Genomic DNA, 25,441 nt, shown 5'->3' on the forward strand with positions numbered 1-25,441 from the left:
CGATGCTGCACCTGATCGATGCGTTCGTGTCGGACATCCAGACCTGGCTGTACGTCGACGTCGTGCAGCCGCTCCTCTTCAAGTTCAACCTGATGGACTATGACGAGGACACCTACGACGCACTGTACTGGGTGATCATCGGCGCGCTGCAGATGGTGCTGATGTTCGCGCTGCTGCGCCCGCTCGAGGCGCTCGCGCCCGTCGAGCGCTGGAAGAACCGCCGCGCGGTGCGGGTCGACGTGATCTACACGGCGATCTCGAAGCTCGGCATCTATACGCTGTTCTTCTTCTTCGCGCTGCAGCCGGTGTTCGACAAGTTCCAGTCGTGGCTGCGCCTGCACGGCGTCGCGAACTTCAACCTCGACTATCTGTGGCCCGGCGTGACCTCGCAGCCGATCGTCGCGTTCGCGATCTACCTCATCGTGCTCGACTTCGCCGGCTACTGGTATCACCGCTGGCAGCACAAGTTCGGCATCTGGTGGGAACTGCACGCGGTCCATCACAGCCAGCGGCAGATGTCGCTGTGGTGCGACGACCGCAACCACCTGCTCGACGACGTGCTCCAGTCGTGCTTCTTCGCCGCGATCGCGCTCGTGATCGGCGTGACGCCGTCGCAGTTCGTCGTGCTGACCGCGGTCACCAACTTCTTGCAGAGCATCCAGCATACGAATGCGCGACTGTCGTTCGGCCGGCTCGGCGAGCGCCTGCTCGTGAGCCCGACTTTCCACCGGCGCCACCACGCGGTCGGCTACGGCCATGAAGGCACCAAGTACGGCTGCAACTTCGGCGTGCTGTTCCCGTGGTGGGACGTCATGTTCGGCACCGCGTCGTGGAACCGCACGGTCGAGCCGACCGGCATCCGCGAGCAGGTCGAGGGCGTGTCCTACGGCGACGGCTTCTGGGCGCAGCACGGCCTCGCGTTCGTGCGGATCTTCCGGCGCCTCGTTCCTGCGAAGCGCGGCGCGGCGTCGGCCTGACCTCGTCACCGTCCCGTTGAACCGCTTCCCTACACGGCCCGCATGCGCTTTGGCGCATGCGGGCCGTGTGGTTTATCCTTTCCCCGTTTTTCTCCGTCGATACAGGTTCGCATGAACGACTTGCTGCGCTCCTTCATCCGGGCGTTCGCCAGCGCGCTGCACCCGCGCATGCTGTGGCTGACCCTGATGCCCTTCGTCGTCTCGGCGCTGCTGTGGGGCGTCTTGTTGTGGTTCTCGTGGCAGGCGCTGATCGATGCCGCGCGCGGCGCGCTCGACGGCTTCGTGCTGACCGCCGCGCTGTACCGCGCGTTCGACGCGATCGGGATGTCGCAGCTGCATGCGGTCGTCGCGCCGTTCGTCGTCGTGTCGCTCGCGATTCCGCTGATCGTGCTGACCGTGCTGCTGCTGATCGCGACAATCTCGATGCCGGTCGTGATCAAGCACCTGTCGAACCGACAGTTCGCCGCGCTCGAGGCGAAGCGGGGCGGCACATTCCTCGGCAGCGCGGTCAATTCGCTCGGTGCGGCGCTCGTCGGCGTCGTGCTGCTCGTCGTCACGATCCCGCTGTGGCTGATTCCGCCGTTCTTCGCGCTGCTGCCGCCCGTGATCTGGGGCTGGCTCACGTACCGCGTGATGACCTACGACGCGCTCGCCCAGCACGCGAGCCGCGACGAGCGCCGCGCGCTCGTGCGGCAGCATCGCTGGCCGCTGATCGGCATCGGCGTCGCGACCGGCCTGCTCGGCACCGTGCCGACCTTCGTGTGGGTGTCGTCGGTCTGGATGATGGTGCTGTTTCCGTTCGTGGCGGCGGCGATGATCTGGGTTTACGCTTTCATCCTGGTCTTCTCGGCGCTGTGGTTCGGGCACTATTGCCTGCGCGCGCTGGACGACCTGCGCGCGAGTTCGCGCGCCACTGCAATCGACATGGGGCAGGCATGAGCATCGGCATCATCATCATCGGCGACGAAATCCTCTCGGGCCGCCGGCAGGACAAGCATCTGGCGAAGGTCATCGAGCTGCTCGGCGCGCGCGGCCTCGCGCTCGACTGGGCCGAATACGTCGGCGACGATCCGGCGCGGATCACCGCGACGCTCGCACGCGCGATCGCGTCCGGCGACATCGTGTTTTCCACGGGCGGGATCGGCGCGACGCCGGACGACCATACGCGCCAGTGCGCCGCCGCCGCGCTCGGCGTGCCGCTCGCGCTGCATCCGGAAGCGAAGGCGCTGATTTCGGAGCGCATTCGCGAGACGCACACCGATCCGGCCACGCCGGTCGATTTCGATTCGCCGGAAAACCGGCACCGCTTCAACATGGGCGTGTTTCCGGTGGGCGCGACGATCATCCCGAACGGCTATAACCGGATTCCCGGTTTCTCGGTCGGCGATCTCCATTTCGTGCCCGGCTTCCCGGTGATGGCGTGGCCGATGATCGAATGGGTGCTCGACACGAAGTACCAGCATCTCCATCATGTGACGCCGCACGCGGAGCGCTCGCTGTTCGTGTTCGAACTGCCCGAATCGACGTTGACGCCGCTGATGGAGAACATCGAGCGCGACTTCCCGGGCGTGCGCGTCTTCAGCCTGCCGAGCGTGGGCGACGCGGAGCGCGGCGGCATCTACGCGCGCCGGCATATCGATCTCGGCGTGAAGGGTGAGCCGGAAGCGGTTGCGGCCGCGTTCGTGAAGCTGCGCGAAGGCGTGCATCTGCTCGGCGGCGATGTCGTCGAGCCGGATGCGCCGCGCGCCTGAGCGGCCCGCGATCAATCGCGCAAACGGACCGCGCAAAAACCACGGGCCGCGCAACGCGGCCCGTCATCGGGATGTCATCGCCCGGCTCGACGATGTGGCAGTCGGGCGTGCCTGAACGGATGTGCGCTCAGGCGCCGATCCACGGCAGTTTCCGGAAGCACCAGCCGTCGACCGTCTTGCGGTGGCCTTCGGCGTCCTTGCCGCCCTCGAAGCCTTCGAGCAGGTCGAACGCCTTCGTGAAGCCGGCCTGCGACGACGCGACCGCGGCGAGCTTCGAGCGCGCGGCGCTGCGGCACAGGAACAGGATGGGCGTATCGGCCGGGAGGGCCGCCTTCAGTTCGTTGACGAATTCGGCGTTCGGCACGCCGCCCGGGTAGCGCGTCCATTCGAGGTGCAGGTACTGGCCGTCGCCGACGAGCGGGCGGCCGATCCAGTCGAGCTCGGCGCGGGTGCGCACGTCGACGAGGCGCGCCGACGGGTCGAGCTGCAGCAGTTCGAATGCCTCGACCGGCAGCAGTGCGCCGGCATAGTTGAGCGCGCCTTGGGTGCGGCGTTCTTCGGCCTTCGCGTAAAGCTGGTCGAGCGTACTCATGGCAGGAGGTCTCCGTATGGTTCGGTCAAACGAACATTCTAGCGCGGCGGCGCCGCGCGGATGTGCGCGTGGCCTGCCGCGCATGCACCGCCCCGTGCTCACCAAAAGAGTGCAGAATGGTGCGCATGCACCAAAATGATTCCGTCGCGCCGGCGCCTCTCATCGGTTGCACCATATCGGTGCGATCCCGCGAGCACCGGTGCGGCGCCCGGCCCCGGAATCGCGCAGCAGGGCCCCGCAGTGGCGCGGGCTGGCGCGATTCATGTCGCTTCTGTGTATGGTTGGCACGGAAGCTGCTATATAGAATTCGGTCGACCCGGGGCGCGCTGCGCCAAAGCCAGACTCCGGGCAGCTCGATAAACGAGGCGGTTCCCAGTCCGCCGGAATTGTTCAATCAGGAGAAGAGGTTATGAGTAAAACCGTCGCCGACGTCATGCAGCTCGTGAAGGACGAGGACTGCAAGTTTGTCGATTTCCGCTTCACGGATACGCGCGGCAAGGAGCAGCACGTGTCGGTGCCGGTTTCGGCGTTCGACGAAGACAAGTTCGAAAGCGGTCATGCATTCGACGGCTCGTCGATCGCCGGCTGGAAGGGCATCGAGGCGTCGGACATGCTGCTCATGCCGGACCCGAGCGCCGCCTTCGTCGACCCGTTCTATGAAGAGTCGACCCTTGTGCTGACCTGCGACGTGGTCGAGCCGGCCGATGGCAAGGGCTACGAACGCGATCCGCGTTCGCTCGCGAAACGCGGCGAAGCGTACCTGAAGAGCACGGGCATCGGCGACACGGCCTACTTTGGTCCGGAACCGGAATTCTTCATTTTCGACTCGGTCCAGTGGAACACGGACATGTCGGGCTGCTTCGTGAAGATCAACTCGGAAGAAGCACCGTGGTCGGCAGGCAAGGAATTCGAAGGCGGCAACACGGGCCACCGTCCGGGCACGAAGGGCGGCTACTTCCCGGTCGCGCCGGTCGACACGTTCCAGGACATGCGTTCGGAAATGTGCCTGCTGCTCGAACAGCTCGGCATCCCGGTCGAAGTGCACCACCACGAAGTGGCGGGCCAGGGCCAGAACGAAATCGGCACGAAGTTCTCGACGCTGGTTCAGCGCGCCGACTGGACGCAATGGTCGAAGTACATCATCCATAACGTCGCGCACTCGTACGGCAAGACGGCGACGTTCATGCCGAAGCCGGTCGTCGGCGACAACGGTTCGGGCATGCACGTTCACCAGTCGATCTGGAAGGACGGCCAGAACCTGTTCGCGGGCAACGGCTATGCCGGCCTGTCGGAACTGGCGCTGTTCTACATCGGCGGCATCATCAAGCACGCCCGTGCACTGAACGCGATCACGAACCCGACGACGAACTCGTACAAGCGTCTGGTCCCGCACTTCGAAGCACCGGTCAAGCTCGCTTACTCGGCGCGTAACCGTTCGGCATCGATCCGCATTCCGCACGTGTCGAACCCGAAGGGTCGCCGTATCGAAACGCGCTTCCCGGATCCGATGGCGAACCCGTACCTGTGCTTCACGGCGCTGATGATGGCCGGCCTCGACGGGATCCAGAACAAGATCCATCCGGGCGAAGCCGCGGACAAGAACCTGTACGACCTGCCGCCGGAAGAGGATGCAAAGATCCCGACCGTCTGCGCGGGCCTCGACCAGGCACTGGAAGCGCTCGACAAGGATCGCGAGTTCCTGACGCGCGGTGGCGTGTTCACGGACAGCATGCTCGATGCGTACCTCGCGCTGAAGGAGCAGGAGCTGGCGAAGTTCCGCATGACGACGCATCCGATCGAGTTCGAGATGTACTACTCGCTGTAATCGGCGATGGCGCTTCGAGTGAGCGCCGTCATGCCGGTTCGTTCCCGTCGCGCGGCCTGCGGCGGGAACCGCGGAGTCTGAAAGGGGACGGCGTCCAGCCGTCCCTTTTTTGTTCCGCAAATTTTCATGTTCCCACCCGGTGAGGCGCGACGATACGCAAGATGGCTCTCAAGAATCTGATCAAGGCGAAGACGGGGCAGCCCGAGCGACTGACGGAAGACGAGCGGCTCGCGCGCTCGGGCCTGCTTGCGGGGCTGGAAGCACTGCCGACGGTCGTGATCGTGCTCGACCGCAAGACGCTCAGGGTTGCGTTCGCGAACCCGTCCGCGGAGGCGATGCTCGACATCTCTCGGCGGCAGCTCGCGCAGCGGCCGTGGGGCGAGATTTTTCCGAACGCGAACGAGCTCGCGTCGACGATCACCGCGATCGGCCAGGAGCGCTTTCACGCGACGCATCTCGACACGGTGCTCGACCGGCCCGGCCACGAGGCGCTGCACGTGCATGCGATCGTCGGCTTCCTCGAGACCGCGCCCGATTTCGTGCTCGTCGAACTGTTCGAGAACGAACGGCAGTCGCGCACCGATCGCGAGGAACGGATCCACGACCTGACCGCGGTCAACAAGCAACTGATCCGCAATCTCGCGCACGAGATCAAGAACCCGCTCGGCGGCATTCGCGGCGCAGCCCAGCTGCTCGAATTCGAGCTGAGCGAGCGCGAGCGCGGCGAGTTGCGCGAATACACGCAGGTGATCATCAAGGAGTCCGACCGCCTGCAGACGCTCGTCGACCGGTTGCTCGAGCCGCACCGGCATCCGCACATCGTCGGCGACGTGAACATTCATGAAGTGTGCGAACGCGTGCGCGCGGTGATGCTCGCGGAATTTCCGCGCGGGCTCACGATCGAGCGCGACTACGACGTCAGCGTGCCCGACCTGCGCGGCGACAAGGAGCAGTTGATCCAGGCGCTGCTGAACATCGTGCGCAACGCCGCGCAGGCGCTGCGCGAACGGATCGCGCAGGGCGACGCGAAGATCGAGCTGCGCACCCGCGTCGCGCGCAAGGTGACGGTCGCGAAGCGCCTGTACAAGCTGGCACTGGACTTGCATGTAGTCGACAACGGACCGGGCATTCCGGAAGAGATCCGCGACCGGATCTTCTACCCGCTCGTGTCCGGGCGCGACGACGGCAGCGGCCTCGGCCTCACGCTCGCGCAGACGTTCGTGCAGCAGCACGACGGGATGATCGAGGTCGACAGCCGGCCCGGACGTACCGAATTTCAGATCCTGCTGCCGCTCGACCATTGAGCGGCAGCATGGCGATTCACCGGATTCCCCAATACTGACCGACCTATGAAGCCGATCTGGATAGTAGACGACGATCAATCGATCCGCTGGGTGCTCGAAAAGGCGCTCGCCCGGGACAGCTTCGCGACGAAGAGTTTCGCGAACGTGCGCGACGCGCTGGCCGCGCTCGACCACGAGACGCCGCAGGTGCTCGTATCCGACATCCGGATGCCGGGCGGCTCCGGCCTCGAGCTGCTGCAGGCGGTGCACGAGCGTCTGCCGGACCTGCCCGTCATCATCATGACGGCGTTCTCCGACCTCGACAGCGCCGTCGCGGCGTTCCAGGGCGGCGCGTTCGAATATCTCGCGAAGCCGTTCGACGTCGACAAGGCGGTCGAGCTGATCCGCCGCGCGGTCGAGGAAAGCCTGCGCAGCGGCGCGCCGCAGGACGAGCGCGTGGCCGAGGCGCCCGAGATGCTCGGCCAGGCACCCGCGATGCAGGACATGTTCCGCGCGATCGGCCGCCTGTCGCATTCGGCCGCGACCGTGCTGATCACCGGCGAATCGGGCACCGGCAAGGAGCTCGTCGCGCGGGCGCTGCACCGGCACAGCCCGCGGGCGAACGGACCGTTCATCGCGCTGAACACCGCGGCGATTCCGAAGGACCTGCTCGAATCCGAACTGTTCGGTCATGAGCGCGGCGCGTTCACCGGCGCGCAGACGACGCGCCAGGGCCGCTTCGAACAGGCCGAGAACGGCACGCTGTTCCTCGACGAAATCGGCGACATGCCGTTCGACCTGCAGACACGCCTGTTGCGCGTGCTGTCGGACGGGCAGTTCTACCGGGTCGGCGGCCACAACCCGCTGCGTGCGAACGTGCGCGTGATCGCCGCGACGCACCAGAATCTCGAGGCGCGCGTGCGGCAGGGGCTGTTCCGCGAGGATCTTTACCACCGGCTCAACGTGATCCGGCTGCGGCTGCCGCCGCTGCGCGAACGCAGCGAGGACATCGCGCTGCTCACGCGCCACTTCCTGCAGAAGAGCGCGCGCGATCTCGGCGTCGAGCCCAAGCGCGTGTCCGACGACGCGCTGGCGTACCTGACGTCGTTGTCGTTCCCCGGCAACGTGCGGCAGCTCGAGAATCTCGCGAACTGGCTGACCGTGATGGCGCCCGCGCAGACGGTCGAGATCAAGGACCTGCCGCCCGACCTCGTGCCGGCAGGTGCGCCGGTGACTGCGACGGCCGATGGCATGGATGCGCACGGCGGCGCGAGCCTCGGCGGTGGCGACGGGCTGCGCGTGCAGCCGGCGCTCGGTGCGGCGCCGTTGACGGCGGCGCCCGTCGCGGCTGCACCGAACGGCGCGCCGGCCGGTTATCCGATGTGGGAAAACGGGCTGCGCACCGAAGTTGCGCGGCTGTTGCGCGAGAACTCGGCCGACGTGATGGACGAGCTCGCGCGCCGCTTCGAGGCGGCCGTGATCCGCGAGGCGCTCGACTTCACGCGCGGCCGCAAGGTCGAGGCGGCGGAGCGGCTCGGCATCGGCCGTAACACGATCACGCGCAAGATCCAGGAACTGCACCTGGAGCCTTGAGCCTCCGTCGCGGCATGCGCGGGCATCGCGCATGCCGCGATCGGACATAATCTCGGTTTGCCGTCACGTGCGATCCGTCATGTCCGATTCCTTCCGCTGGCCCGCCGGGGCCGATCCCTTCCGTTTTCTCGAATCGCTCGACAGCAAGCGCGCCCGCGCGTGGGTCGATGAGCAGAACGCGCGCACGCGTGCCGCGCTGCGCGACGACGATGCGTATCGCGCGCTCACCGCGCGGCTCGCGCAGGCGTATCTGCCGCGCGAACGCCCGGTGATTCCGACCCGCTGGCGCGAGTGGGCGTACGACCTGTGGCAGGACGATCTCCACCCGAAGGGACTGTGGCGCCGCGCGCGCTGGGACGACTGGCGCGCGGGCCGGCCCGAGTGGGAAACGCTGCTCGACGTCGACGCGCTCGGCGCGCAAGAGGGCGAGTCGTGGGTGTTCGAGCAGGACGCGATCCTGTACCCGGACGGCGATCGCGCGCTGCTGTCGCTGTCACCGGGCGGCGCCGACGCGGTCGTCGTGCGCGAGTTCGATCTCGTGCAGCGCCGTTTCGTCGACGACGGGTTCACGATCGACGAGCCGGGGCATCACACGGTCGGCTGGATCGACCGCGATACCGTCTACGTGAGCTGGGACCGCGGCGAAGCGCATGCGACCGCGGCCGGCTATCCGTACGACGCGCGCCGCTGGGTACGCGGCACGCCGCTTGCCGATGCGCCGGTCGTGTTTCGCGGCGAACCCGACGACATCAGCGCGGGCGCGGCGTTCGATCCGATCGACGGCCGCCACGTCGCGTGGCGCAGCGTGGATTTCTTCGACGCCCACGCGTACTGGCTGACCGACGCGGGCGAGTGGGCGCGCTACGACGTGCCGACGCACGTCGAGGTCGGCTTCTGGGAGGGCTGGCTCGTGCTGGAGCCGCGGCTCGACTGGGACTGCGGCGGCGTGCGTCACGCGGGCGGCTCGCTGCTCGCGATCCGCGAGCAGGCGTTCCTCGCCGGCGCGCGTGAGCTCACGACGCTGTTCGAACCGCGGCCGTCGACGTCCGCGTGCACGTGGACGCATACCCGCACGATGCTGATCGCGAGCTGGCTCGACGACGTGCAAAACCGCACGATGCTGTGGCAGCCGCGCCAGGGCGAGGACGGCGCATGGACGTGGCACGCGCGGCCGTTCGAGTGGCCGGGCGACGCGCAAGTCGACGTCGAGCCGGTCGAGTCTACGCTGAACGACGACGTGTACGTGGACGTCGACACCTATCTCGATCCCCCCGAATGCTGGCTTGCCGATCTGGCCGATCGCGCGGCCGATGCGGCGTCGCGCCGCGTGCTGCTCGACCGGCCGCCGGTGCGGTTCGACGCGGCCGGGCTCGCCGTGCGGCGCGCCAATGCCCGCTCGCGCGACGGCACGGTGGTGCCGTACACGCTGATCGGGCCGCGTGACGCACTCGATGGGCTGGATCATCCCGACGGCGTCGCCCGCGTCGCGCGACCCTGCCTGCTGTCAGGCTATGGCGGCTTCGCGATTCCGAACCTGCCGGGCTATAGCGATGCACTGGGCATCGCATGGCTCGAACGCGGCGGCGTCGCGGTGTTCGCGCACATCCGCGGCGGCGGCGAATTCGGGCCGGGCTGGCACGTCGACGCGCAGCGCGAGCATCGGCAGCGTGCGTTCGACGACTTCATCGCGGTGGCCGAGGATCTGATCCGCAGCGGCGTGACGACGGCCGCGCAGCTCGGCATCGAGGGCGGCAGCAACGGCGGGCTGCTGGTCGGCGCGTGCATGGTGCAGCGTCCGGAGCTGTTCGGTGCGGTGCTGTGCCGCGTGCCGCTGCTCGACATGCGGCGCTATCCGAAGCTGCATGCGGGCGCCGCGTGGCTCGACGAATACGGCGACCCGGACGATTCGCGCGAGGGCGCGGCGCTGGCCGCCTACTCGCCGTATCACCGCGTGCGCGAAGGTGTCGTGTATCCGCCGCTGTTGCTGACGACGTCGACGCGCGACGATCGCGTGCATCCCGCGCATGCGCGCAAGATGGCCGCGCGCATGCATGCGCTCGGACACGAACGGGTGTGGTACTGGGAGAACACGGACGGCGGCCACGGCAGCGCCGACGATCTGGAGCGTGCCGAAGCAGATGCGGCGGAATTCGGCTTCCTGTGGGCTCATCTCGGGCCCCCGCCCGCACCCGCGCGCGGTTGAGCGCGGGCACGAGCGGGTGGGGGGCTCAGCCGACGACCGCGACGACGGGCGTGTGGTCGGACGGCTGTTCCCACGTGCGCGGGAGGCGGTCGACTTCGCACGACGTGCAGTTGGCGGCGAGCGCAGGCGACAGCAGGATGTGGTCGATGCGCAGCCCCGCGTTGCGGCGGAACGCGAGCATCCGGTAGTCCCACCACGTGAAGGTCTTCTCGGGCTGGTCGAAGCGGCGGAATGCATCGACGAAGCCGAGCTCGATCAGCTTCGCGAAGTGCGCGCGCTCCTGCGGCGACACGAGGTTCTGGCCTTCCCATTTCGCCGGATCGTGCACGTCGCGGTCTTCCGGCGCGATGTTGTAGTCGCCGAGCAGCGCGAGCTTCGGATAGCGCTGCAGCTCGGCGCTCAGCCACGCATGCAGTGCGTCGAGCCACTGCATCTTGTAGACGAACTTGTCGGAGTCGGGCGCCTGGCCGTTCGGGAAATACGCGGACACGATGCGCACGCCCTCGACCGTCACGGCGATCACGCGCTGCTGCGGATCGTCGAAGCCGGGAATGTTGCGCACGACGTCGGATTCGTCGACGGCGAGCGTGTCGCGCACGAGGATCGCGACGCCGTTGTAGGTCCTCTGGCCCGTGAACCAGCTGCGGTAGCCGATGGCCTCGAGATCGGCGCGCGGATATTTCTCGTCCGGCAGCTTCAATTCCTGCAGGCACAGCACGTCGGTTCCGCTGTGCGCGATCCAGTCGAGCACGTGTTGCTTGCGGACGTTGAGCGAGTTGACGTTCCAGGTGGCGATTTTCATGAACGGGAATGCGTGCGGGGTGAATGCGAAGGCCGCCATCTTACCGCGAGCACGGGGCGCGAACGCGCGCGACACGCGATGCGAAGCACGCATCGCGCATCGCGATATCGACGACCCGCGAAGAAATTGTGACAAAGGTGTTGACGTGAGTGCTTCCTCACCCTATAATTTATTTCTCTGGCGCGGGGTGGAGCAGTCTGGCAGCTCGTCGGGCTCATAACCCGAAGGTCGTAGGTTCAAATCCTACCCCCGCAACCAAGCACACCAGACGATGTGCAGCGCATATGACCGATGCGCGCTTCGTCGACAGGAACCCGGCCTCGTGCCGGGTTTTTTGTTTTCAGCGTCCGAATGTCATTTCGGCGCGCCGGGGCTCCCCGGTAGGAAGCCGTTCTCGATCAGATAAGTCGATGTGTTGACGAGCGTGGCCCGCGCGTTCGGCGTGCCGGTCAGCGCCGCGCATTTGTCCTTGCCCGTATTCAGCCGGATCGACCGTTCGGTCGTCGGGTAGTCGACCCCCTTCAGATAGAAATGCGGCAGCGACGTCGTGTAGCGTACGTACGGCACGCACGGCCGCTGCATCGGGTCGCTCGACGCGCCGTTGAACGGGAAGAACTCGTCGAACACGGAAGCGGTGTTCGACAGTCCGCCCCAGTCTGCCGGCACCGCGATGCTGCCGGTCGGTGTCGTGACGCCGGTTGCGACGTCCGTGATGAAGCCTTCGATGGTCGAGCGTCCGTCGGCGCGATCGGCCTGCGCATGGACGATTTGCAGCCGGTAGGCATGGCCCGTTTTCCACGCATAGCCGATCGAGCACGAGGTTCCCGAGCCGCCGTCGGCACCGCCGCGGCAATTCGCCGACAGCGGCGCCGTTCCGGCGCCGAACGCGCTGAAGATCACGACGTTGGTGCTTTGGGTGCGCGGCTGGATGCCGGTATAGATCGGGTGGCTGCCATGTTCGGACGACACCTGGGTGGCCCAGTAGTAACTGGCGTTGATCGTGGTCGGTACGACGTCCGGCGTGATGTCCCACGTGAGGCGATCGAAACCGCCGTTGGGTGTCGTCGGGGCCGACGCGTGGATGGTGGGGTCGGCGTGTGCGCCGAGCATGGTCGACATGGCGAGCATCGCAGCGACCGTGGACTTGAGTCGTTTCATGTTCCGGTTTCCCGTTGGTGGAAAAGAGAGCGCACGAGCAGCACCGATTGAAGCGATGCCGCCCGAATACCAATTTGCGCCCACTTTATTACCAATAGATAACCAGTTGAATCGGCGAGGCCGCGCGACACGCGCCGCCTAATTCGCGGATCGTTCCCGCCGGCCCCGTGCCGCGGGCGAGAGCGAGGCGTCGGGCGCGAGGCGATGCGACGGGCAAGATAGTGATTCCCGCCGCGTGGAATAATCCGGCCATCAAATCGCGGCGAGGGTTGCCGGCGAGCGCGCCGGCCTCCGGCCGAGGTCCGCCGCGCGACGGCGCGCGGTGGTCAGGCCGCCGCCCACTCGACCGCCGCCTTCGCATGCAGCGCGGTCGTATCGAATACGGGCAGCGGCGAATCGTCCGCGCCGATCAGCAGCGTGATTTCCGTGCAGCCGAGAATCACGGCTTGCGCGCCCCGTTTCGCCAGTTCGTCGATGATCGCCACGTAGGTTGCGCGCGACGCCGCATCGATCACGCCGTGACACAACTCGTCGTAGATGATCCGGTGCACGTCGCCGCGCGCGGCTTCGTCCGGCACCAGCACGTCGAGGCCGAACTTGTCGCGCAGGCGCTCCGCATAGAACGGCAATTCCATCGTGTAGCGCGTGCCGAGCAGCGCGACGCGCTCGACGCCCGCGGCGCGCAGCGCGGCGCCGGTCGGATCGGCGATGTGCAGGAACGGCAGCGCTACCGCCGCTTCGATCGCGCCGTGTACGCGGTGCATCGTGTTGGTCGTCAGCACGACGAGATCGGCGCCGGCCGCTTCGAGCTGACGCGCGGCGCCGGCCATCCGTTCGCCGAGCGCGACCCAGTCCTGCGCGCGCTGCAGCGCTTCGATCTCGGCGAAATCCACCGTGACCAGCACGCTCTTCGCGTTGTGATGGCCGCCGTGCAGCGCCTTCGAATGGCGGTTGATCATCCGGTAGTACTCCGCCGACGATTCCCAGCTCATCCCGCCGATCAGTCCGATCGTCTTCATCCGTCACCTGTGCATTTCGTATGTCGTGACAGACGAGTATAGGGGCCGCCCCGTGCGCGCGGGCGGTACGATCCGTGCGAAGCGCGCCGGTACGGGGCGCCCGAACGCGGCAGTACGCGACAGTTGAAACCGGCACTGTGTTTTTGTACAGTATCGGCACCGTGAATCCGACCATCATCCCGCCTGCCGATCCTCCGTGCGAGCCGCCGCCTGGCGAAGCGCAGCCGCGCGTGCGCAAGATCATCCACTGCGACTGCGACTGCTTTTACGCGTCGGTGGAGATGCGTGACGACCCGTCGCTGCGCAACCGGCCGCTCGCGGTCGGCGGCCGGCCCGACCAGCGCGGCGTGATCGCGACCTGCAACTACGAGGCGCGGCGCTACGGCGTGCATTCGGCGATGTCGTCGGCGCTGGCGATGCGCAAGTGTCCGGACCTGCTGATCCTGCCGTCCGCGATGGACAAGTACCGCGCGGCGTCGCGGCAGATCATGGCGATCTATCGCGATTACACGCACGACGTCGAGCCGCTGTCGCTCGACGAGGCTTATCTCGACGTCAGCGGCTCCGAACTGTGCCAGGGCAGCGCGACGCTGATTGCACGGGAGATCCGCCAGCGTGTGTACGACACGGTGGGCGTGACGGTGTCGGCGGGCGTCGCGCCGAACAAGTTCATCGCGAAGATCGCGTCCGACTGGAACAAGCCCGACGGCCTGTTCGTCGTGCGCCCGCATGAAGTCGATGCGTTCGTCGCGGCGCTTCCTGTGCGCAAGCTGCACGGCGTCGGCAAGGTGACGGCCACGCGGCTCGACCGGCTCGGCATCCAGACCTGCGCGCAGTTGCGCGACTGGTCGCTGATCGACCTGCATCGCGACTTCGGCGCGTTCGGTCGACGGCTGTACCAGCTGGCGCGCGGGATCGACGAGCGGCCGGTGCAGGCCGACCAGGAGCGCAAGTCGGTCAGCGTCGAGACGACCTATGTGACCGATCTGACGACGCTCGAACAATGCGCGGACGAGATCCGCCGCCTCGTCGTGCAGCTCGACGCGCGGATCGCGCGCGCGGGTGCGGTGCGCGCGATCCGCAAGCTGTACGTGAAGATCCGCTTCGCCGATTTCCAGCGCACGACGGTCGAATGCGTGGCCGACGCGACGAATGCGCAGACGGCGGTCACGCTGCTCGCGAAGGGGCTGCAGCGGCGCGCTCAGGCCGTGCGGCTGCTGGGCGTCGGCGTGCGCATCGACGAGGATACGGCCGAGCGGCACGGGCAGTTCTCCTTGTTCGACGATGAAGCCGACCATGCTGACGCCGCCGCCGCCGCCGCCGCCGCCGCCGCCGATGCCGCCGCCGATGCCGCCGCCGATGCCGATGCCGATGCCGACGCTGCCGCCAACGCCAACGACGCCAACGACGCCAACGACGCCAACGACGCCAACGACGCCAACGACGAAACACCCGCGCCATGAAAAAAGGCACCGCCGAAGCGGTGCCTTCCGAAGCAGCCGGACGAACCGGCCAGCGCGTGCTCAGTGCGCGGGGGAGGTCATCCCGTTGTGGCGCAGCAGCGCGTCGATTTCCGGCTCGCGGCCGCGGAACGCCTTGAACGAATCCATCGCCGGGCGGCTGCCGCCGACTTCGAGGATCTCGCGGCGATAGCGCGTGCCGGTCGCCGCGTCGAGCACGCTGCCGCCTGCGGCGGCCGCTTCCTCGAACGCCGCGTACGCGTCGGCCGACAGCACCTCGGCCCACTTGTAGCTGTAGTAGCCGGCCGCATAGCCGCCCGCGAAGATGTGGCTGAACGTGTTCGGCCAGCGCGAGAACGCTGCCTGCGGGATCACGTGGTAGCGCTCGTTGATTTCGCGCGCGAACGCGTTCACGCCGGTCGCGCCGGCCGGGTCGAAGTCGACGTGCAGCAGCATGTCGAACATCGAGAACACGATCTGGCGCAGCGTGCCGAGGCCGCTCTGGAAGTTCTTCGCGGCGATCATCTTGTCGAACAGCTCGCGCGGCAGCGCGGCGCCGGTATCGATGTGCGACGACATCGACGACAGGACGTCCCATTCCCAGCAGAAGTTTTCCATGAACTGCGACGGCAGCTCGACCGCATCCCATTCGACGCCGTTGATGCCCGACACGCCGAGCTCGTCGACGCGCGTGAGCATGTGATGCAGTCCGTGGCCGAATTCATGGAACAGCGTGATGACTTCGTCGTGCGTGAAGCACGCGGGCTTGCCGCCGACCGGCGCCGAGAAGTTGCAGGTCAGGTACGCGACCGGCGTCTGCACGGTGCCGCCGCGCTTCGCGCGCGCACGCGCATCGTCCATCCACGCGCCGCCGCGCTTGCCTTCGCGTGCATACAGGTCGAGATAGAACTGCGCGACGAGCGAACCGTCGCGGTTCTCGACGCGGAAAAAGCGCACGTCCCGGTGCCAGACCGGCGCGTCGTCCGGCTTGATCCGCACGCCGAACAGCGTTTCGGTGACGGTGAAGAGGCCCTTCAGCACGGCCGGTTCCGGGAAGTACTGCTTGACCTCGTTTTCCGAGAACGCGTAGCGCTGCTGGCGCAGCCGCTCGGCCGCGAACGCGACGTCCCACGGCGCGAGTTCGGTCAGGCCGAGTTCCTTCGCGGCGAACGCGCGCAGTTCGTCCCAGTCCTTGTCAGCGTGCGGGCGCGCGCGCGTCGCGAGATCCTCGAGGAACGCGATGACCTGCTGCGGCGACTCGGCCATCTTCGGCGCGAGCGACACTTCGGCGAAGTTGCGGTAGCCGAGCATCTGCGCCTCTTCACGGCGCAGCTTCAGCTCGTCGGCGACGATCGCCGTGTTGTCCCATTCGGCCTTGCCGCCGCCGTATTGCGGCCCGAGTTCGGAGGCGCGCGTCGCATACGCGCGATACAGCGTCTCGCGCATCGCGCGGTTCTCGGCGTATTGCAGCACCGGGAAGTAGGACGGGAAGTGCAGCGTGAATTTCCAGCCTTCCTTGCCTTCTTTTTGCGCGGCTTCGCGGGCCGCTTCGATCGCGTCGCCCGGCAGGCCGGCGAGTTCGGCCTCGTCCTGCGCGAAGTACGCATACGCGTTGGTCGCGTCGAGCACGTGGTCGGAGAACGCCTTCGACAGCGCGGCCTGCTGTTCCTGCAGTTCCGCGAAGCGCGGCTTCTGGTCTTCCGGCAGCTCGGCGCCCGACAGGCGGAAATCGCGCAGCGCGTTGTCGAGGATCTTCTTGCGCTCGGCGGACAGCGTCGCGTATTCGGCGCTAGCGGCGATCGCCTTGTACTTCTCGTACAGCGCGAGGTTCTGGCCGACGCTCGACCAGAATTCGGTCACGCGCGGCAGGTTTTCGCCGTAGGCGGCCCGCAGTTCCGGCGTATCGGCGACGGCGTTCAGGTGGCCGACGACGCCCCATGCGCGCCCGAGCGGCTCCGTCGCCTGCTCGACCGTCTCGACGATCGTGGCCCAGGTCGCCGGCGTCGCGGGTGCGCTCGCGGTGTCGACTGCGCGGTTGGCGGTGTCGAGCAGCGTGTCGAGCGCGGGCGTCACATGTTCCGGACGAATCTCGCCGAAGCGGGGCAGGCCGGTGAAATCGAGAAGCGGATTGGTATTGGCGCTGGCGGACATTAAGACTCCCTGTCTGTTGCCGGATGAACCGGGGTGAAAAGGGTGAGGCGCGAAGCAGCGGCGCCCGATATCGACATTATTGGGGCGCATCGCGCGCTTTCCAATCGTTAGTTTCTAACGACGCGATTGGATACGCTCGACGCGGGGTCGGATACGGGCGAAACGCGGCGGAGTGTGGCGGTGTGACGCGCGGCCGCGAGGGCGACCGGCGAGATGCCGGCGCACGAATGCGCGCCGGCTGGGCGAACAGCGCGATCAGGCGGCCGCGGCGGCGCGCTCGGCGGCTTCGATCGTGTTGATCAGCAGCATCGTGATGGTCATCGGGCCGACGCCGCCCGGCACCGGCGTGATGTGGCCGGCGACTTCCTTCACGCCGGCGAAGTCGACATCGCCGCACAGCTTGCCCGCGTCGTCGCGGTTCATGCCGACGTCGATCACCGTCGCGCCGGGCTTGACCATGTCGGCCGTCAGGATGTTGCGCTTGCCGACCGCGGCGACCACGATGTCGGCCTGCCGCGTGTGCGCGGCGAGGTCGCGCGTCTTGCTGTGGCAGATCGTCACGGTCGCGCCGGCTTCGAGCAGCAGCATCGCCATCGGCTTGCCGACGATGTTCGAGCGGCCGATCACGACCGCGTTCGCGCCTTGCAGCGGGATGTCATGCGCTTCGAACATCTTCATCACGCCGTACGGCGTGCACGGACGGAACAGCGGCTTGCCGGTCATCAGCGCGCCGGCGTTCGCGACGTGGAAGCCGTCGACGTCCTTCTCCGGCGCGATCGCCTCGAGCACCTTGTGGCTGTCGATGTGCGCGGGCAGCGGCAGCTGGACCAGGATGCCGTGGATCTTCGGATCGCGGTTCAGTTCGTCGATGCGCGCGAGCAGGTCGGCTTCCGACAGCGTGTCCGGGTACGCATCCTTGTGCGAAAAGAAGCCGTTGTCCTCGCACGCCTTGATCTTGTTGCGCACATAGACTTCGCTCGCCGGGTTGGCGCCGACGAGGATCACCGCGAGACCGGGCTGGTGGCCGCGGGCGGTCAGGGCGGCGGCGCGTTCGGCGGCCTGCGCGCGCAAGGTCTTCGAGAGGGCGTTGCCGTCGATGAGGAGGGCTGTCATGGTGGTGGTCCTGCCGGGAAGTTGGAATGCGAGTGTGCGGCGCACGAAGCGTCGCAGCAAAGCACGCAATTATACCGGTCGCCTGCTGTCGTCCGACAGCGAATACAAGGAAAGCGTCATGGCGGCGATGCCGGCGCCCCGGGGAGGAAGCGCCGGGCCGCGCCGCGCGAGTGGGCTGCGTTGCGCGGCGCGAGGGTGCGTGGGTGCGGCCGGCCGGGCAGGTGCCCCGCGGCCGCACGCAACGTTCAGGCCTGCTTCTTCGACAGCGCGAGGCGCAGCAGGTCGGCTACCGTGTTGACGTTGAGCTTTTCCATGATGTTCGCGCGGTGCGCTTCGACCGTCTTGATGCTGATCCCGAGATCGTCGGCGATCTGCTTGTTCAGGCGGCCGGCGATGATCCGCTCGAGCACCTGCTGCTCGCGCGCGGTCAGCTTCGACAGGCGCTCGCTCGCGGCGCGCTGTTCCTGGACGCTCTTGCTTTCGCTTCGGGCCTTGTCGAGCATCCGCTCGACGAGCTTGCGCAGCTCGGCCTCGTCGAACGGTTTCTCGATAAAGTCCATCGCACCCTTTTTCATCGTCGACACCGCCATCGGCACATCGCCGTGGCCCGTGACGAAGATGATCGGCAGCGCGGCGTTGTCGGCGATCAGGCGCTCCTGCAGCTCGAGGCCGCTCATGCCCGACATCCGCACGTCGAGGATCAGGCAGGCGATCTGGCCGGCCTGCTGCGCCGGCTGGTAAGCATCGAGGAATTGCTCCGCGCTCGAGAAGCATTGCACGCGATAGCCGTTCGCCTCCAGCAGCCAGCGCAGCGAGTCCCGTACGGCCTCGTCGTCGTCGACGACGAAGACGGTTTCCTGAGTGGTGGTGACAGGGCTATTCATAGTTCTCCCGTAACGGTATGTGATGCCGATGCCTCGCGCCCCCCTTGGCCGAGATCAGCGGGTTCCCCAATGGGCAGGCTGCAGTGGAATGTCGCGCCGGAAATGCGGCCGTCCGGTTCGACATTGTTGACCACCCACAGACGCCCCCGATGCGATTCGATGATCGAACGGCAGATGTTCAGCCCCATGCCCATGCCGTCGGACTTGGTGCTGTAAAACGGTTCAAACAGGCGTTCGGCGGTCGCTTCGTCGACGCCCGGACCCTGGTCGATCACGCGGATGTCGACGAAACCCGCATCGATGTCGGCGACGACGCGGATCACGCCGTCCACCGACGCCGGCTTCACGTCGGCCATTGCCTCGGCCGCGTTCTTCATCAGGTTCATGAGCACCTGCTCGATCAGCACGGGGTCGACATAAATAATAGGCATTCTTGCGAGGATTTCCGTGACGATCCGGATCCTGCGCTTCCTGGCCTCGATTTCGGCGAGCCCGACTGCGTCGGCGACGATGTCCGCGACCCGCGCCGGCTGGCGCTTCGGCTCGCTGCGCTTCACGAATTCGCGGATCCGCTTGACGATCATCCCCGCGCGCAGCGCCTGCTGCGCGGTCTTTTCCAGCGCGGGCTGCAGCGTCTCGGGCGTGCCGCGGCCGCTCTTCACGAGCGCGAGCGTGCCCGAGCAGTAGTTGTTGATCGCGGCGAGCGGCTGGTTCAATTCGTGAGCAATCGACGACGCCATTTCACCCATCGTCATCAATCGGCTCGTGAACTGCAGCTTCTCTTCCTGCTGGTGCGCGAGTTCCTGCGCCTTCTTGCGGGTCGTGATGTCGGTCGCGATCTGCATCTGCGCGAGGTGGCCGTCCACCCACTGGATGTACTGGCGGCGCACCTCGAACCACTTCTGGATGCTCTCGACGTACACCTCCTGTGCGTCGGCCGTGCTGCTCGTCAGCGCGGCGGCCGGCAGGCCCGCGAACGCGTCGACCATGTCGATCGAGTCGGACGACGCCTGCGCGCGGTCGAAGCCGCCGCCCGACAGTTCGAGGTGGCCGTCCGGGCGGATCCCGAACAGGTGGCGGTAGTAGCGGTTCGCGAACAGCAGCTCGGCTTCGTCGGCGGCGAGCACCGACACCGCGGCGTCGAGGCTTTCGAGCACCGTCGTGAAGCGTTCGTGCGCGGCCGCGAGCTCCTCGCGCGCGCGCTTCGGCTCGGTGATGTCGGTCATCGACGACATCCAGCCGGTCTGGCGGCCCGAGCTGTCGATCAGCGGCGACACGTAGAGGCGCGCATGGAACAGCGTGCCGTTCTTGCGCCGCACGCGCAGCTCGAAGCCCGAGCTCGGCGCCTTGCCGCGCAGCGTCATGTCGAGCTGGCGCTGCATTTCCGGATACGAGTCGCGCGGCCAGTACGGGAACGGTGCGACCTTGCCGACCAGGTCGGTTTCGTCCCAGCCCGTCATCCGGCAGAACGCGGGGTTCACGTGCGTGATGCGGCCGTGCATGTCGAGCACGCGCATGCCGATCAGCACCGAATTTTCCATCGCGCGGCGGAAGAACGCCTCCGCGTACAGCGCCTGCTGCGCCTCGAAGCGCTGGCGCGTGTGCTTCCACAGGCTCCAGAGGCTCCACAGCACGAAGCACGACAGCCCGGCGACGAGCCAGACGAGCGTGTTGTTGGTCAGGTTCGTGAGTTGCGGGAACGCGTACACGCGCACGGTCAGCCCCTGGCCGGGCGGATCGAGCGGCAGGTCGTAATGGGAGTCGCGCGGCAGGCGCGGGCGCGTCGACGTGGACGACAGCTCGCGATTGTTCGAGTCGGTGATCGAGATCTTGTACTTCGACGACAACTCCTGCGGGATGTCGTGCTTCAGGATGCCTTCGACCGAGAACACCGCGGCGATCGAGCCGAGATATTCGCGGTCGCCGCGCATCACGGGCGTCTGCAGCGTGATGAAGCCGTTGCCGAAGTCGTCGTAGATCAGCGGCGAATAGGCCTGGCGGCGCGTGCTGCGCGCTTCGTCATACGCGCCGCGCACGGCGTCCTGCATCTGCGCGTCGCCGGGCTTCGCGAGCCGCTGGCCGAGCAGCGGCGGGTGCACGGCCGGCCAGCGCTGCACGCCGGGCGCGGTGTACCAGTTCAGATAGAGGATTTCCGGATGCGTCTGCATCACGTCCGCGACGGCCATCTGGAACGCGTTCTGGTCGAGGCGGCCCGACGCGAGATCGCGCGACAGCGCCTGCAACTGCTCCTGCGCACCCGTCATCGACAGGCGGATCTGCTGCTGCGCCCACGCGACGTTACGGAACAGCGTGTCTTCCTGTTGCTGCTGTTCGCGGCGATTGAGGCTCCATAGAATCAGGCTCATCACCACGAGAAACACGAGGATCGACAGCAGCGGCGTCAGCAAATAGGAATTGGACCACCACGGTCCGTGGTGCCAACGGGACGGCTGCGACTCCGCCGGCGGGCCCGACGGTCGCGCCGAGCGTGCGAAAAGCCGATCGGTCAACATGGCAGGATTGTAGCGCAGCGCAATACATGGAAAACCTATACCGGATATGTTGAACGGAAACGGATTTGTGCCCGCGGCGCGCGCCGCGGAGGCCCGATGCATGGGTGCAGCGCAGCAATATTTCGCATTGCGAGAAAAGATCTCATAATTCGAAAATTCAGTTGCGCGCGCCCGTCCACGCTCATTACAATCCGTCGGAGCTTGCCCGCAGCCGGTCGCGTCGCGTCGTCTGCATGAGAGCGATCCTCACATTCCAGGACCCAGGAGACGAGAATGTCCGCTGTACCGAACGAAGTGATGAAGTATGTCGCCGCCGAACGTGACGACGACCCGCAAGAAACCGTTGAATGGCTCGAGTCGCTCGACGGCGTAATCTCCTCCGTGGGCACTGGCCGCGCGCACTACCTGATCGAAAAGCAGATCGAGTTCGCCCGCATGCACGGCGAACACCTGCCGTTCTCCGCCAACACCCCGTACATCAACACGATTCCCGTTGCCGCGCAGGCGAAGATCCCGGGCGACCAGGACATCGAGCACCGCATTCGTTCGTACACGCGCTGGAACGCGCTGGCGATGGTGCTGCGCGCAGGCAAGGACACCAACGTCGGCGGCCACATCGCGTCGTTCGCGTCGGCCGCGACGCTCTATGACGTCGGCTACAACCACTTCTGGCACGCGGCGTCCGACCAGCACGGCGGCGATCTCGTGTTCGTGCAGGGTCACTCGTCGCCGGGCGTGTACTCGCGCGCGTTCCTGCTCGGCCGCCTGTCGGAAGAGCAGCTCGACAACTTCCGCCAGGAAGTCGACGGCAAGGGCATCTCGTCGTACCCGCACCCGTGGCTGATGCCGGACTTCTGGCAGTTCCCGACGGTGTCGATGGGTCTCGGCCCGATCATGGCGATCTACCAAGCCCGCTTCATGAAGTACCTGGAATCGCGCGGCATCGCGAAGACCGCCGGCCGCAAGGTCTGGGCGTTCCTCGGCGACGGCGAGACGGACGAACCGGAATCGCTCGGCGCGATCGGCATGGCGAGCCGCGAGAAGCTCGACAACCTCGTGTTCGTGATCAACTGCAACCTGCAGCGTCTCGACGGTCCGGTGCGCGGCAACGGCAAGATCATCCAGGAACTGGAATCGGAATTCCGCGGTGCCGGCTGGAACGTGATCAAGGTCATCTGGGGCAGCCGCTGGGATGCGCTGTTCGCACGCGACCAGACGGGCGCGCTGATGCGCCGCATGATGGAAGTCGTCGACGGCGAATACCAGACGTACAAGTCGGAGTCGGGCGCGTTCGTCCGCGAACACTTCTTCAACACGCCTGAACTGAAGGCGCTCGTCGCCGACTGGTCGGACGACGACATCTGGGCGCTGAACCGTGGCGGCCACGATCCGCACAAGATCTACGCGGCATTCCACGAAGCGACCAACACGAAGGGCGCGCCGACCGTCATCCTCGCGAAGACCATCAAGGGCTACGGGATGGGCGAGTCGGGCCAGGCGATGAACATCACGCACCAGCAGAAGAAGCTGCCGGTCGAGCAACTGAAGAAGTTCCGTGACCACTTCCGCCTGCCGATCGCCGACGAGCAGATCGCCGACGTGCCGTACCTGAAGTTCGAGGAAGGCTCGAAGGAACTCGAATACATGCGCCAGAAGCGCATGGACCTCGGCGGCTACCTGCCGCATCGCCGCGAAAAGGCGACCTCGCTGCCGGTGCCGGCGCTCGACGCATTCGAGCCGCTCCTGAAGGGCACGGGCGAAGGCCGCGAGATCTCGACGACGATGGCGTTCGTGCGGATCCTGAACATCCTGTTGAAGGACAAGGCACTCGGCAAGCGCGTCGTGCCGATCGTCCCGGACGAATCGCGTACGTTCGGCATGGAAGGCCTGTTCCGCCAGATCGGTATCTGGAACCAGGAAGGCCAGAAGTACGTGCCGGAAGATTCCGACCAGCTGATGTTCTACAAGGAATCGGAAACCGGCCAGATCCTGCAGGAAGGCATCAACGAAGCGGGCGGCATGTGCGACTGGATCGCGGCGGCGACGTCGTATTCGACGCACGGCGAGATCATGGTGCCGTTCTACATCTTCTATTCGATGTTCGGCTTCCAGCGGATCGGCGACCTGGCATGGGCGGCGGGCGACATGCGCTCGCGCGGCTTCCTGCTCGGCGGCACCGCGGGCCGCACGACGCTGAACGGTGAAGGCCTGCAGCACGAAGACGGCCACTCGCTCCTGTGGGCGGCATCGGTGCCGAACTGCGTGAGCTACGACCCGACGTTCGGCTATGAACTCGCGGTGATCATCCAGGACGGTCTGCGCCGCATGGTGCAGGACCAGGAAGACGTGTACTACTACGTCACGGTGATGAACGAGAACTACGAGCACCCGGCGATTCCGCAGGGCGAGCACGTGGCGGCCGACATCATCAAGGGCATGTACGCGTTCAAGAAGGCCGACGCCGACAAGAAGGCGCCGCGCGTGCAGCTGCTCGGCGCGGGCACGATCTTCAACGAAGTGATCGCTGCCGCCGACCTGCTGAAGAACGACTGGGGCGTCGCGGCCGACCTGTGGAGCGTGCCGAGCTTCACCGAACTCGCGCGTGAAGGCCATGAAGTCGAGCGCTGGAACCTGCTCCATCCGAGCGAGGAGCGTCGCCTGTCGCATGTGCAGAAGTGCCTGAAGGACACGCAAGGTCCGGTCATCGCATCGACCGACTACGTGCGCGCGCTGGTCGACCAGATCCGTGGTCAGGTCGATCGCCGCTTCGTCGTGCTGGGCACGGACGGCTTCGGTCGTTCGGACACCCGCGAAAAGCTGCGTCACTTCTTCGAAGTCGACCGTCACTGGGTCACCGTCGCCGCGCTCAACGCGCTGGCCGACGAAGGCACGATCGAGCGCAAGGTGGTCGCGGACGCGATCGCCAAGTACAACCTCGATCCGTCGAAGCCCAACCCGATGACCGTTTAACGCACACGCGCCGTGTGATGCCGCGCGCCGCTTCCGGGAGGGGCGCGCGCGGCCATGGAGACACAAAAAGATGAGTCAAGCGATCGAAGTGAAGGTGCCGGATATCGGCGATTACAAGGACGTGCCCGTCATCGAGGTGCTCGTGAAGGCGGGTGACACGGTCGAGCCCGAGCAGTCGCTCGTCACGCTCGAGTCGGACAAGGCGACGATGGACGTCCCGAGCCCGGCCGCCGGTACGGTCAAGGAAGTGAAGGTCAAGGTGGGCGATTCCGTGTCGGAAGGCTCGCTGATCATCCTGCTCGAAGGCGGCGCCGCGGCGCAGGTGAACGGCGCGGCAGCGCCGGCGGCGGCCCCGGCTCCGGCGGCAGCTCCGGCACCGGCAGCACAGGCCGCAGCGGCACCGGCCGCCGCGCCGGCAGCGTCGGGCGGCACGCTCGAGGTGAAGGTGCCCGACATCGGCGACTACAAGGACGTCCCGGTGATCGAGATCGGCGTGAAGGTCGGCGACACGGTCGAGAAGGAGCAGTCGCTCGTCACGCTCGAGTCGGACAAGGCGACGATGGACGTGCCGAGCCCGGCCGCTGGCGTCGTGAAGGAAATCAAGGTCAAGGTGGGCGATTCGGTGTCGGAAGGCACGTTGATCGTGCTGCTCGACGCCGCCGGCGCACCGGCTGCCGCCGCGCCGCAGGCGAGCGCACCGGCTCCGGCCGCGGCCGCGCCGGCACCTGCCGCCGCACCGGCACCCGCGAAGGCTGCGCCGGCACCGGCTGCAGCTGCACCGGCCGCGGCACCGTCGGGCGAGTACCGTGCAAGCCACGCGTCGCCGTCCGTGCGCAAGTTCGCGCGCGAACTCGGCGTCGAAGTCGCACGCGTGCAGGGTTCCGGTCCGAAGGGCCGCATCACGAAGGAAGACATCACGGGCTTCGTGAAGGGCGTGATGACGGGCCAGCGCGCGGCACCGGCCGCGGCAGCCGCGCCGGCAGGCGGCGGCGAGCTGAACCTGTTGCCGTGGCCGAAGGTCGACTTCTCGAAGTTCGGCCCGTTCGAAGCGAAGCCGCTGTCGCGGATCAAGAAGATCTCGGGCGCGAACCTGCATCGCAACTGGGTGATGATCCCGCACGTCACGAACAACGACGAAGCGGACATC

At 66.8% G+C, this 25,441-nt stretch carries 18 protein-coding genes, 1 tRNA gene and 1 pseudogene; 12 read left to right on the forward strand and 8 right to left on the reverse strand.

Annotated features, from left to right (window positions below; all coding sequences use genetic code 11):
- Nucleotides 1-2: 2 nt before the first annotated feature.
- The 3 genes from ACVK00_RS33090 (at nucleotide 3) to ACVK00_RS33100 (ending at nucleotide 2,728) form a co-directional block, all read left to right on the forward strand.
- Entirely contained in the window at nucleotides 3-977 is a 975-nt protein-coding gene (locus ACVK00_RS33090; protein ID WP_228904881.1) for a sterol desaturase family protein, read from the forward strand.
- Between the two features lie 111 nt (nucleotides 978-1,088).
- A complete protein-coding gene (locus ACVK00_RS33095) occupies nucleotides 1,089-1,916 on the forward strand; it encodes an EI24 domain-containing protein (RefSeq protein WP_166724913.1) in 828 nt (275 codons plus the stop codon).
- Complete coding sequence (locus ACVK00_RS33100) at nucleotides 1,913-2,728, forward strand: competence/damage-inducible protein A (protein ID WP_166724912.1); 816 nt, start codon at nucleotides 1,913-1,915, stop codon at nucleotides 2,726-2,728. Before ACVK00_RS33095 ends, ACVK00_RS33100 begins: the two co-directional genes overlap by 4 nt.
- Before the next feature lie 127 nt (nucleotides 2,729-2,855).
- On the opposite strand, the gene ACVK00_RS33105 is transcribed toward ACVK00_RS33100, so the two are convergent.
- Complete coding sequence (locus ACVK00_RS33105) at nucleotides 2,856-3,320, reverse strand: rhodanese-like domain-containing protein (protein WP_166724911.1); 465 nt, start codon at nucleotides 3,318-3,320, stop codon at nucleotides 2,856-2,858.
- A 409-nt stretch (nucleotides 3,321-3,729) separates the two neighbouring features.
- On the opposite strand from ACVK00_RS33105, the gene glnA reads away from it, so the two are divergent.
- The 4 genes from glnA (at nucleotide 3,730) to ACVK00_RS33125 (ending at nucleotide 10,224) form a co-directional block, all read left to right on the forward strand.
- The gene (gene glnA / locus ACVK00_RS33110) at nucleotides 3,730-5,145 is read left to right on the forward strand and encodes a type I glutamate--ammonia ligase (protein ID WP_228904876.1); all 1,416 of its coding nucleotides are present in this window, start codon (nucleotides 3,730-3,732) and stop codon (nucleotides 5,143-5,145) included.
- A 161-nt stretch (nucleotides 5,146-5,306) separates the two neighbouring features.
- Nucleotides 5,307-6,449 carry a nitrogen regulation protein NR(II) gene (gene glnL, locus ACVK00_RS33115; protein WP_006755023.1) on the forward strand — a complete coding sequence of 381 codons (1,143 nt, stop codon included), beginning with the start codon at nucleotides 5,307-5,309 and terminating at the stop codon, nucleotides 6,447-6,449.
- Nucleotides 6,450-6,494: 45 nt separating this feature from the next.
- Entirely contained in the window at nucleotides 6,495-8,021 is a 1,527-nt protein-coding gene (gene ntrC, locus ACVK00_RS33120; protein WP_284898919.1) for a nitrogen regulation protein NR(I), read from the forward strand.
- Between the two features lie 79 nt (nucleotides 8,022-8,100).
- Nucleotides 8,101-10,224, forward strand: coding sequence for a prolyl oligopeptidase family serine peptidase (locus tag ACVK00_RS33125; RefSeq protein ID WP_284898921.1), 2,124 nt, complete (start codon nucleotides 8,101-8,103; stop codon nucleotides 10,222-10,224).
- Between the two features lie 25 nt (nucleotides 10,225-10,249).
- Here ACVK00_RS33125 and xth read toward each other — a convergent pair whose 3' ends face one another.
- The gene (gene xth, locus ACVK00_RS33130) at nucleotides 10,250-11,026 is read right to left on the reverse strand and encodes an exodeoxyribonuclease III (protein WP_228904872.1); all 777 of its coding nucleotides are present in this window, start codon (nucleotides 11,024-11,026) and stop codon (nucleotides 10,250-10,252) included.
- Nucleotides 11,027-11,207: 181 nt separating this feature from the next.
- On the opposite strand from xth, the gene ACVK00_RS33135 reads away from it, so the two are divergent.
- Nucleotides 11,208-11,284, forward strand: a tRNA-Met gene (locus tag ACVK00_RS33135).
- 96 nt (nucleotides 11,285-11,380) lie between these two features.
- On the opposite strand, the gene ACVK00_RS33140 is transcribed toward ACVK00_RS33135, so the two are convergent.
- Both ACVK00_RS33140 and ACVK00_RS33145 read right to left on the reverse strand, forming a co-directional pair.
- Nucleotides 11,381-12,184 carry a DUF3472 domain-containing protein gene (locus ACVK00_RS33140; protein WP_284898922.1) on the reverse strand — a complete coding sequence of 268 codons (804 nt, stop codon included), beginning with the start codon at nucleotides 12,182-12,184 and terminating at the stop codon, nucleotides 11,381-11,383.
- Between the two features lie 326 nt (nucleotides 12,185-12,510).
- On the reverse strand, nucleotides 12,511-13,203 hold the full coding sequence (locus ACVK00_RS33145) for an aspartate/glutamate racemase family protein (protein ID WP_284898925.1): 693 nt from the start codon (nucleotides 13,201-13,203) through the stop codon (nucleotides 12,511-12,513).
- 137 nt (nucleotides 13,204-13,340) lie between these two features.
- Between ACVK00_RS33145 and dinB the strand changes: the two genes are divergently transcribed.
- The gene (gene dinB / locus ACVK00_RS33150) at nucleotides 13,341-14,666 is read left to right on the forward strand and encodes a DNA polymerase IV (RefSeq protein WP_354122993.1); all 1,326 of its coding nucleotides are present in this window, start codon (nucleotides 13,341-13,343) and stop codon (nucleotides 14,664-14,666) included.
- Nucleotides 14,667-14,726: 60 nt separating this feature from the next.
- On the opposite strand, the gene ACVK00_RS33155 is transcribed toward dinB, so the two are convergent.
- From ACVK00_RS33155 to fixL, 4 genes are all read right to left on the reverse strand, one after another.
- Entirely contained in the window at nucleotides 14,727-16,814 is a 2,088-nt protein-coding gene (locus ACVK00_RS33155; protein WP_284901447.1) for a M3 family metallopeptidase, read from the reverse strand.
- Between the two features lie 255 nt (nucleotides 16,815-17,069).
- The gene (folD, locus tag ACVK00_RS33160; RefSeq protein ID WP_284901449.1) at nucleotides 17,070-17,927 is read right to left on the reverse strand and encodes a bifunctional methylenetetrahydrofolate dehydrogenase/methenyltetrahydrofolate cyclohydrolase FolD; all 858 of its coding nucleotides are present in this window, start codon (nucleotides 17,925-17,927) and stop codon (nucleotides 17,070-17,072) included.
- Nucleotides 17,928-18,172: 245 nt separating this feature from the next.
- Nucleotides 18,173-18,811 (reverse strand): oxygen response regulator transcription factor FixJ, encoded by a 639-nt coding sequence (fixJ, locus tag ACVK00_RS33165; protein WP_006493245.1) that lies wholly within the window; start codon nucleotides 18,809-18,811, stop codon nucleotides 18,173-18,175.
- On the reverse strand, nucleotides 18,808-21,324 hold the full coding sequence (gene fixL, locus ACVK00_RS33170; RefSeq protein ID WP_228904858.1) for an oxygen sensor histidine kinase FixL: 2,517 nt from the start codon (nucleotides 21,322-21,324) through the stop codon (nucleotides 18,808-18,810). Before fixL ends, fixJ begins: the two co-directional genes overlap by 4 nt.
- Between fixL and ACVK00_RS33175 the strand changes: the two are divergent.
- The 3 genes and pseudogenes from ACVK00_RS33175 to ACVK00_RS33185 all read left to right on the forward strand — a co-directional run.
- A pseudogene (locus ACVK00_RS33175) lies at nucleotides 21,244-21,461 on the forward strand (hypothetical protein); the annotation flags it as partial. The gene fixL and the pseudogene ACVK00_RS33175 sit on opposite strands and share 81 nt — an antisense overlap.
- 136 nt (nucleotides 21,462-21,597) lie before the next feature.
- Nucleotides 21,598-24,294, forward strand: coding sequence for a pyruvate dehydrogenase (acetyl-transferring), homodimeric type (aceE, locus tag ACVK00_RS33180; protein WP_228904856.1), 2,697 nt, complete (start codon nucleotides 21,598-21,600; stop codon nucleotides 24,292-24,294).
- 70 nt (nucleotides 24,295-24,364) lie between these two features.
- Nucleotides 24,365-25,441, forward strand: a 1,077-nt coding sequence (locus tag ACVK00_RS33185) for a biotin/lipoyl-containing protein (RefSeq protein WP_456826984.1), incomplete at its 3' end; no start/stop codon positions are given.

This window comes from Burkholderia sp. PvR073 (genome assembly GCF_054055695.1).